Source organism: Pseudomonas sp. PSKL.D1, from assembly GCF_028898945.1.
Taxonomy (GTDB): domain Bacteria; phylum Pseudomonadota; class Gammaproteobacteria; order Pseudomonadales; family Pseudomonadaceae; genus Aquipseudomonas.
The window spans coordinates 2,478,835-2,488,649 of the sequence record NZ_CP118607.1; the positions used below are offsets into that span (position 1 = coordinate 2,478,835).

At 59.3% G+C, this 9,815-nt stretch carries 7 protein-coding genes; 2 read left to right on the top strand and 5 right to left on the bottom strand.

From position 1 onward, the window contains the following. Positions 1–13 precede the first annotated feature (13 nt). Positions 14–1,603: an EAL domain-containing protein gene (locus PVV54_RS11095; RefSeq protein ID WP_274909972.1), complete on the bottom strand. Its 1,590-nt coding sequence runs from the start codon at positions 1,601–1,603 to the stop codon at positions 14–16. Positions 1,604–1,906: 303 nt separating this feature from the next. On the opposite strand from PVV54_RS11095, the gene hppD reads away from it, so the two are divergent. Continuing rightward, positions 1,907–2,983: a 4-hydroxyphenylpyruvate dioxygenase gene (gene hppD / locus PVV54_RS11100; RefSeq protein ID WP_274909973.1), complete on the top strand. Its 1,077-nt coding sequence runs from the start codon at positions 1,907–1,909 to the stop codon at positions 2,981–2,983. A gap of 2 nt (positions 2,984–2,985) precedes the next feature. On the opposite strand, the gene PVV54_RS11105 is transcribed toward hppD, so the two are convergent. Both PVV54_RS11105 and PVV54_RS11110 read right to left on the bottom strand, forming a co-directional pair. Next, positions 2,986–3,804, bottom strand: a complete 819-nt coding sequence (locus PVV54_RS11105; protein WP_274909974.1) for a CSS-motif domain-containing protein — start codon at positions 3,802–3,804, stop codon at positions 2,986–2,988. A gap of 135 nt (positions 3,805–3,939) precedes the next feature. Beyond that, positions 3,940–4,629, bottom strand: a complete 690-nt coding sequence (locus tag PVV54_RS11110) for a type 1 glutamine amidotransferase domain-containing protein (protein WP_274909975.1) — start codon at positions 4,627–4,629, stop codon at positions 3,940–3,942. A 299-nt stretch (positions 4,630–4,928) separates the two neighbouring features. Here PVV54_RS11110 and PVV54_RS11115 point away from each other — a divergent pair, with 299 nt between their 5' ends. After that, the gene (locus PVV54_RS11115) at positions 4,929–6,932 is read left to right on the top strand and encodes an ATP-binding protein (protein WP_274909976.1); all 2,004 of its coding nucleotides are present in this window, start codon (positions 4,929–4,931) and stop codon (positions 6,930–6,932) included. A 5-nt stretch (positions 6,933–6,937) separates the two neighbouring features. Here PVV54_RS11115 and PVV54_RS11120 read toward each other — a convergent pair whose 3' ends face one another. Then, complete coding sequence (locus tag PVV54_RS11120) at positions 6,938–8,542, bottom strand: response regulator (RefSeq protein ID WP_274909977.1); 1,605 nt, start codon at positions 8,540–8,542, stop codon at positions 6,938–6,940. A gap of 100 nt (positions 8,543–8,642) precedes the next feature. Beyond that, positions 8,643–9,698 (bottom strand): tetratricopeptide repeat protein, encoded by a 1,056-nt coding sequence (locus PVV54_RS11125; RefSeq protein WP_274910423.1) that lies wholly within the window; start codon positions 9,696–9,698, stop codon positions 8,643–8,645. Between the last annotated feature and the right edge of the window lie 117 nt (positions 9,699–9,815).

Here is a 9,815-nt window from a genome sequence, read left to right on the forward strand (position 1 = left end):
GTGAGCGGGTGGATCAGCCGCGCATGATCTCAGGGGGCGTGCCTTGGGGCAACCGGGGAGCGCTGTTCTGGCTATTGGCCAGGGCCTGAAGAAACTCGGCGGCGGGCATGGGCCTGGCGAACAGGTAGCCCTGCTGGAAGTCCACCCCATGGCGCGCCAGGTAGTCGCGCTGGATGTCGGTTTCCACACCCTCGGCCACGATGCCGAGGCTGAGCTTGCCCGACAGCTCGATGATGCTGTCCAGAATATGCTGTGACAGTGCATCGCTGCCGATCATGGCGACGAAACTCTGGTCGATTTTCAGGTAGTCGACCTTGAACTGGCGCAGGTAACTGAGGCTGGACTGGCCGGTGCCGAAGTCGTCCAGGGCGATCATCACGCCCATTTCGTGCAATTTTTCGAACAGATCGAGGGTGACTGGTGTTGCTTCGATCAACTTGCGTTCTGTCAATTCCAGTGTCAGCACTATGCGCCCGGGCGGGAAGTGCTGCAGGAATGTGCGGCAATCGTCGAGCAGGTCCAAGTCCCGGCAATGGTCGGCAGTGATATTGATGCCGATGTGAAAGCCATCCTCCAGCAGCGCTGCGTAAGGCGCCAGGCTTTGCGCAGTATGCAGCATGAGCGCACGGGTCATGGCAACGATTTGCCCACTGTGCTCGGCATAGGGGATGAACAGGTCCGGGCGCACAAGGCCTTCGCGCGGGTGGTCCCAGCGCATCAACACTTCCACCCCGGCCCAGCGGTAATCACCTTTGCGCACCACCGGTTGGTAGTAGGGCAGAAATTCGTCGGCTTCCAGCGCCCGGCGCAGTTCGGCGCGTGGTGAGCTGGCCCGGCGAATCTGCCAGTGGCAGATGGTGCCGGCCACTGCGCCGAGCACCAGCAACAGGCTGAGCAGGGCCGGGTAATGGCCGAGCAGCAGTTCAGCCGGTTTGTTGGCGTCGTAACCGCCTTGCACGCTGAAGGGGTAACGTGTCGAGCTCAATAGCACGTTTGCCGTGGGCGCAGCAGGTGGAGGGCCCTCACGCACAATGCCATCCTTGCCAAGCCAATGGTTGCCTACCCGAACTTGCAGGATCTGGTCCGGGCCGATCAGGCGCAGGGCGGTCAGCAGGTGTTCACCATCCACCGTGGTGATCGCGCCGCGGTCCCCGTCGCTGCCGCGGTACACCAGCAGTGGGTGGCCGGGGGTTACCGAGTTGCCGTCCATCAGCCACAGTTTGCCGTCGGTGTAGTCATTGGCGTCGACGGGCTCGTCGAAGTCACCAAACAATGAGCTGCAATACAGGGTGTTGTGCTGAAACAGGTTGGTCGAACGTACGAATGCGTTGCGCGTCACCTGGCTGCGCAGGTTGAGTTGGGCCTGCTCGCACGGGCTGCCCGCCAGCGGAATCAGGGCCTGGGCGGCGGCCGACAGGTTGTCGAGCATGCGTTCCACATGGGCCACGACCTGTTGCGTGGTGGCCTGGCTGCTGAGCTGCAGTTCGCGTTGTGTCTGCCAGTGCATCACCGCCAGGCCGCAGGCCACCGGCAACACACCAATGCCCCAGGGGAGCAGCGCTCGCCAGCTCCAGCGGGCGGGACGTTTAACAGTGAGCGGCATGCTGGCCTAATCTTCCTGAACCGGTTGTTGACAAAAGAATAGCCGTTTGTCGGAACCGGTAACCGACTAAAAACGCGACAAAGGAATTTACGCACTGTAGAATCGGTTTACGAATACAACAATAAGGTCTTCCGCTGTCGGAAGGCCAACCCGCCGAGAAGGGTTCATATGAAGTATCACGGGTTCAAGCTGATCTTTGGTGACTTCCTCGCCCGCAGTGTGCGCGGTATCCCGTGCTCGCCGCCATTTCAATTCCACATCCCGCGCTTTCATTAATCTATCGCTGCAGATGAGGACACGAACATGGCTGATATCTTTGACAACCCAATGGGCCTGATGGGCTTTGAATTCATTGAACTGGCTTCGCCGACCCCCGGTGTGCTCGAGCCAGTCTTCCAGATACTGGGTTTCACCAAGGTGGCCACCCATCGCTCCAAGGATGTGCACCTGTATCGCCAGGGCGGCATCAACCTGATCCTCAACAATGAACCCAAGAGCATCGCGTCGTACTTTGCCGCTGAACACGGCCCATCGGTATGCGGCATGGCCTTCCGCGTGCGCAACGCTCACGAAGCCTATGCCCGTGCCCTTGAGCTGGGCGCCCAACCCGTGGAAATCGAGACCGGCCCGATGGAGCTGCGCCTGCCGGCGATCAAGGGCATTGGTGGTGCGCCGCTGTACCTGATCGATCGTTACGAAGAGGGCAGTTCGATTTATGACATCGACTTCAACTACATCGAAGGCGTCGACCGTAACCCGAAAGGCGCGGGCCTGAAGGTTATCGACCACCTTACCCATAACGTTTATCGCGGGCGCATGGCCTACTGGGCCGGCTTCTACGAGAAACTCTTCAACTTCCGCGAAATTCGCTACTTCGACATCAAGGGCGAATACACCGGGCTGACGTCCAAGGCCATGACCGCTCCAGACGGTTTGATCCGCATTCCGCTCAATGAAGAGTCTTCCAAGGGGGCGGGGCAGATCGAAGAATTCCTGATGCAGTTCAACGGTGAAGGCATCCAGCACGTGGCATTCCTCACCGATGACCTGCTCAAGACCTGGGACGCGTTGAAAGGCTACGGCATGCGCTTCATGACGGCACCGCCGCAAACCTATTATGAAATGCTTGAAGAGCGCCTGCCGGGCCATGGTGAACCCGTAGACCAGTTGCAGGCCCGTGGCATCTTGCTGGATGGGGCCTCCGAGGCCGGTGACAAGCGCCTGCTGCTGCAGATTTTCTCGGAGACCCTGTTGGGGCCAGTGTTCTTCGAATTTATCCAGCGCAAGGGTGACGATGGCTTTGGCGAAGGTAATTTCAAGGCCTTGTTCGAGTCCATCGAGCGGGACCAGGTACGTCGTGGCGTGCTGAACGTCGAGTAACGTCAAGTACCGTCGTCGTTATTTTTGGCGGCGGTACTGCCACGCTTGATGCGGTGGTTGCTCATTCCCCAAAAAAAGACCACTCCTGTGAAGATCCCGACCAGCGCCAGGGATGGCGCTACCTGCAGGATGGTATTGCGTGCCTCCTGGGTCGAATAGCCAGCTGGATAACCCGCTACCACGGTGTAGCCGAATTTGGCCGACACGCCTGTCGTCCTGTATTCGGTTTGCGATGGTCGGCGTGGGTCACGGCTATCGCCGGACGCTGTTATGTACGTGTCACCAAACTCCAGAAGCAGTATCAGGCCGTCCTTGAAGGCGCGTAATTCATTACGCAGTTCCAGGCCGTAAGCCAACGCGATGACACTGCTTTTTTCGTGCAGAAGTTGATAAGCAATCAACACTGCATTGGGCGTTGAAAATGGGTCGACGACCAGGCTGACCGGCGATTTGAAAGCCACTGGCTGAGCACTGTCGTAAAGCGGAGATGGCATTGTGCTGCAATAGACAATTTCGTCTTTTGCCAACATCAATCCTTGCAGGCTTTGCAAGTTGGAGACCAATTTAACCAGCTTGTCTCGTGCGATGTCGCAGGAGGTTTGAGCTAATGGCAGTGCCGTGACGGCCGCTGTGTGCATACGCTCCAATGCCAGGTCCACCGAATGGATGGCCTCCGTCACAGAAACCCGCGCATTGTCCTCAAGCTTTCGATCCTGCTGGTAGATCATGACCATCAAGCCCGACGCGATGGGTAGGCAGCTAATAAACACCGTCAGCATCAGTTCCAGCACTGTACGACGATGAAAAGTAAATCCCCACATAGGCTGAGGCCCTCCAGTCAATTGCTGCCCAAAATGGTCAGTGACTAGAGAGCGTAGGGATTCAGCGCCTTCAAGGCTGTAATCCACAGCCGGGTTTGCTGGTTAATCCGGGGCAACCGGACGTAAGACGTATGCCTAGCCAGACGTCTTGAGTGCGCCTATCACCTTTTCAGCAAGCAGGGCCGTTGATGCGGGGTTCTGCCCAGTCATGACGCGCCCGTCGCACACCACGAAGGGTGCCCAAGGGTCATCATGCCTGGTGTACTTGCCGCCTCTGGCCCCGAGTTCGTTTTCAGTCAAAAAGGGTACGACTTTGTCCAGTTCGGCCAGTTTTTCTTCAACGTTGGAGAAACCGGTTACCTGACGTTCCCTGAGCAGCAAGCTGTTGTTGCTGAGCTTGATGTTCAGAAGGCCCGCCACCCCGTGGCATACGGCTGCGACTATGCCGTTGCTTTCATAGATACGGCGGGCAATGTCCTGCAACTGATCATTGTCCGGAAAGTCGTACATCACCCCATGGCCGCCTGTGTAATAGATGGCGCAATACTCCTCGGCCTTGACCTTTGAGGGTGGGTGCGAAGCGCCCAGACGGTTCATGAACGCTTTGTCGTTGTACCAGTTCCAGTCGGTTTCTGGCGCCAGCTGCAAACTGTGAGGGTCAACGGGTACGTATCCACCGCCGGGGCTTACGTAATCTACGGTAAACCCGGCCTTCTGAACTATATCGACGAAGTGCACGGCCTCGCCCAACCACAGGCCAGTGGCCCGATTCAAGGTTGGGTACTTGGCAGTATTGGTCAACACAACCAGTATTTTCTTGCTCATCACCACGCTCCCGTTTGTCGGTAATAGGGGAAATCAGTCCATTGCGCGGGAAAACCTACAGAGCATAGTTTGTGGAGGCATACCTGCATGCTGGCCCTGTGCTATTTTTCTGGGTGGGCCAGGGTTAAACACCTTAACCCGTTACTGCGATGTTGTTCTCATCCTGCGCTTGCAGCGCTGTGCGGTGAAGACCATGATGCGTGAAACCTTCTTTGAGCACGGTGGGAGTCTGAACATTGTTCGCTGATGGCAAGCCTCTCAAACCCAGGCGGCCTCGTGCCAAACTGGCGCCTGAACGGATGTTCGTGGATGCCATGGGCGAACACATTGCCAAGTTCGACTGGCAGCGCACCGAACTGGGCGCTTTGCCACTCTGGCAGGCAAGCTTGCGCATCGCTGTGGATACGATGCTGCTTTCACCGTTCCCCAGCGCTGTGGTCTGGGGGCCGGGGATGACCGTGGTGCACAATGATGCCTATTTGCCGTTGCTGAACGGCATACAGCATGGCTTGGGCAGGGGCTTCGATACGCTGTGGGGAAGCATGTGGCCAGAGCTGGGCCCTTGGGTGTTCAAGGCGTTGCAAGGCCAAGCCAGTTTCGTTCAGGACGAGCCCCAGCGGATCGAGTGCGCTACAACCGGCGTAAGTGGCTGGTTCAGATTCAGCTATACACCTATCCGCGACGAGCACCATGACGTGGTGGGCTTCCTGCACACTGCCATCGAGACCTCTGCCAGTGAGCACGTTCTTGACCAGTGGCGCGAGCAGACCATGGCATTCGAGCGGCAGATAAAGCGCTACATGGATGACCTTGAGTACATGTGGCAGTTGTCACGCGACGCCATGGTCACGGTAACGCGTGACTTGCGACTGCAAAGTGCAAACCCCGCCTGGTATCGCATTCTAGGGTGGCGCGAGGACCAGGTGCGCGATATGCCAGTCTTGCAACTGATCCACCCTGCCGACAGGGCCGAGGTCGAAGTTGCCGTCACCAAGTTTGTGGGCGAACGGATTACCGACGTGTTCGAGACCCGAATGCGTCACGCAGACGGGCACTACCGGTGCTTCCGTTGGACTGCCAAGTTCGATGGTGCGCTGCTGACGGCCGTGGGGCGTGATATCACCGACGACCGTGAGGAGGCCATGCGCCAGTCCAGGGCCTTGATTCGCGATACCCAGCGGCTGGAAATGGTCGGCCAGTTGGCGGGCGGCATGGCCCATGAAATGAACAACCTGCTGTCCGGGGTAGGCGGTAGCCTTGAACTGCTGCAACGGCGGTTGGCCGAGGGCCGTCTTGACCGGATTGACAGCTATGTGGAACTGGCTCGCGATACAGTGAATCGCGCCATGACGCTGACCCACCGGCTATTGGCGTTTTCCCGGCATCAACCGTTGTCGCCCAAGCCCTTGAATATCAACCATCAGCTGTCTCTGATGGAGCCCCTGCTGTTGCAGGCACTGGGGGCGGAAATGCACCTGGCATGGGAGATGGACGTATCGCCTTGGGCCGTTTGCCTGGATGTCACCCAGCTGGAGAGCAGCTTGATCAATTTGTGCGCCAATGCCCGCGATGCCTGCCTGGAGCGCGGCACGGTCATGATCCGCACCATGAACACGCGCCTGGCCGCGCCATTCCCTGACGAAAAAGGGTTACCACCGGGCGATTATGTTGCGCTGCAGGTAGAGGACGATGGCCATGGCATGCCGGCCGACTATCTTAACAGGGCATTCGAACCGTTTTTCACCACCAAGGCGGTGGGCCGTGGCTCGGGGCTTGGCTTACCCATGGTGCATGGCTTCGTACGCCAGTCGGGGGGCTATATCTGGATAGATTCAACGCCCGACCAAGGGGCAAAGGTCTGCATGCTGTTCCCGCGCATCAGTATGCCGGTTGCCGAGGAGCCGGTGGTATGTCTGCCCCGGGTCACCGAGGCCACAGGGCAGCGCCTGTTGCTGGTCGACGATGAACACGGCCTGCGGGGGCTTATTGTCGAATATTTGCGTGAAAGGGGCTTCAACGCGTATGAAGCAACGGACTCGACCAGTGCCCTGGAACGCTTTCGCAACGAGGGGCCATTTGACCTGGTGATTACTGATGTCGGTTTGCCGGGCGGGTTCAGTGGGCGTCAGCTGGTGAAAACGATGCGCATGATAAAACCCGAGCAGAAAGTCCTGTTCATTACCGGCTATACCGATTTTTCGTTGGATGCGCACCAGTTGCAGGGTGCAGACACTGCTCTGTTGCTCAAACCCTTTCAGCTGGAAACCCTTGCCAATCAGATACTTCTGATGCTCACGGAGTAACCTGCTCAGTGTTTGCCCAGCATCAACTTTACGCGCTCTTGCAAGTGCTTGAGCTCGAAAGGCTTGCCGATCATTTGCATGCCTGGCCCGAGAAACCCTTCACGCGACATCGCCGTCTCGGCGTACCCGGTGATGAACAGCACCGGCAGGTGTGGTTTTAACTTACGGGCAATTTCCGCCAGTTGCCTGCCATTCATGCCGGGCAGCCCGACATCGCTGACCAGCAGGTCGATGGGCTGTGACGACTGCAGCAATTGCAGCGCTTCAGCAGCACTGCCCACGCTCTGGCAGATAAAACCGTAGTCCTGCAATGCTTGCGTCAACAGCTGGCGTACAGGGTAATCGTCCTCCACCAACAACACATGCCGGCCCACGCTTTCGGGCTGGGGCACAGGCAACGCAGGGTGTGGCTTGGGTTGGTCCAGATGCCTGGGCAGGTAAAGGTCTACCTGAGTGCCTTGGCCTATCTGGCTTTTCAGCAGCACGTGGCCATGGGATTGTTTGCTGAAGCCATAGACCATCGACAAACCCAGGCCAATGCCCTGGCCGATCGGTTTGGTACTGAAGAAGGGCTCGAAGGCATGTTCGAGCGTACCTTGCGACATGCCCTGGCCATCATCGATGATGCTCAGGCAGGCATAATCGCCATTGGCCAGGCCGGAACCGGCAAAATCTTCTGCTTCGACTGGCTGGTTACGGGCCTTGATGCTCAGATCGCCACCGTTGGGCATGGCTTCGCAGGCGTTTAGCAGCAGGTTTTCAAGGGCTTCCTGCAACTGCCCTTGGTCGGCCTGTACGGGCCACAGGTCGTTGGCGAGGTCCAGATGCAGGTTGACCGTGTACCTGGCGTCCAGCTTCTGCGCCTGCAGCATGGCCTGCAGGTCGATGCGCTGGCTGTGCAGCGATTGGCGCGACGAAAACGCGAGCAAGCGATGGGTAAGCCTTGATGCCCGCGACACGGCTTCCCGGCCCATGTGCAGCACGCTCTCCAACCCTTGTGTGCGCCCTTGCTTCAAGCGCCGGTCGATCAACTCGAAACTACCGCCAATACTGGTTAGCAGGTTGTTGAAATCATGCGCTACGCCGCCGGCCAACTGGCCGATGGCTTCCATCTTGCGGGTTTGTTGCAGGGCCATCTCGCTGATGTGTTCCTGTTCGCTGCGAGTATCGAGCTCCACGCGGTACTGCAACGCCGACAGCTGATCGCGAGCTTGATACTGACGGCGTCGGTTGCGCAAAGCCGTCTGGCTCAGTTGCACCAGCTGCGTTTCTTCGTAGGGTGTCACCAATAACGTGAGGTTGCCCAAGGGGTGGTCGCAAGGGGTTGTAGCGGTGGTGGCGACCTGAGTAATCATCACGATAGGCAGGTCGGACCAGCTGGGCTGACCTTTGATGAACGCATGCAGCCCGTCCTGGGTAAAGGTATCGAGCGTGTTTTGCGCAATGATGGCCAGCCCGGCACCTTCTGCCAGGCCAGCTTCGAATTTATCGATGTCGCCGGTGCAAAGGCAGGTTATACCGGCGTTGGCCAAGAGCGCAGCGGTGTCAGTGGCAAGCTGCGTCGGTGCCATGATCACGGCACGTTCGTCCAGCGACAGCGAACTGGCCAATGCACATCTCCCGTATCAGTGGGCGAGGCCGATGCTTGGCCTTGCCGCTGGTGGTCCGATATTCACTGGACATCACGCCATCACTGGGGGTTCAACGCAATTACAGGCCTTGCTGCAAAAATGGATCGTCGGGGTTTTGCCGCTCCAGCTCCGCGAGCAGCACCTGCACATTCTGCAGCTGGCCGGTTTCTTTCCAGTACTGGATCAACAGCACCCGTGCCTTGCGGTTGGCGGGCTGCCGGCTCAACAGGTTTTCCAGCTGCTTCTGGGCGGCATCGGCCTGGTCCAGGTCGTGCAGGGTGACGGCAAGGGTGTAGCGGTAGTCGGCGTTGTCCGGTTCCAGTTCAACCGCACGCGAGAGGGCGAGCAACGCGTATTCGCGCTGCTCGTGGCGGTTGAGCCACAACCCCAGCTCATGTTGCAAAAAGGCCGAGTCCGGGCGCAACGCCAGCGCTTTGGCAAGTACCTGGCGTGACGGGTCGTGCTGGCCCTGGCGCTCCAGCAGGCGTACCTGCGCGGCCAGGGCATCGAGGTTGTCCGGGGCAACCGCCAGGGCGCGCTGCAACGCTGCGCCGGCTTGTGGGTAATCGTTCTCGTGCAGGTACAGGCGGGCCAGGTGCACCTGTGCATCGGCGTCATCAGGCCGTTGCGTCAACACCGCCTGGTATTGCTCAAGGGCAGCCTGAAGCGGGCCGAAATACAGGCCGATCGCATCCGGGGTCAGCCCGAGCAGGGCATCCACCGTGGCAAAACGCACGCTCTGGTCATCATCATCGAGCAACGGGCCCAGCACCAGGCTGCGCTGGGCTGCGGGCAGCAGGCGGCGAACGCTGGCGATGGCGGCGCGGCGCACCAGTGGGTCAGTGTGCTGCAGGTCTTGCCGGGCGAGCTTCAGGGCTTGGGGTGACGGGTAATTGGGCAGTTCGGCGTACAGTGCGGCGCGGCGGATTGCGGGCAGGTCGGTGCGCTGCAGTTGCTGGTAAAGCACCCGCGCAGCCCCGGGCTTGCCGTCGTGGGCCTGGCGCAGGGCTTTGCTGTAGCTGTGTGGCGGTACGCTGGGGGCAGGTGGTGGCGTGTCGCGGTGCAGGTAGCCGATGGTGACCGGTACCAGGATCAGCAACAGCAAGGCGATCAGGTAGCGGTGGCGTTTGGGCATCGTGCGGTCCATGGCGGTGGGAAGGCAGAGCTTGGGGGAGATTGGGTTGGGGTGCAAGGTGTCTGCCCCAAGTTGTGGGTTGCCTTTGAGATCGAGCGTCGCTTTGCGACGCATCGC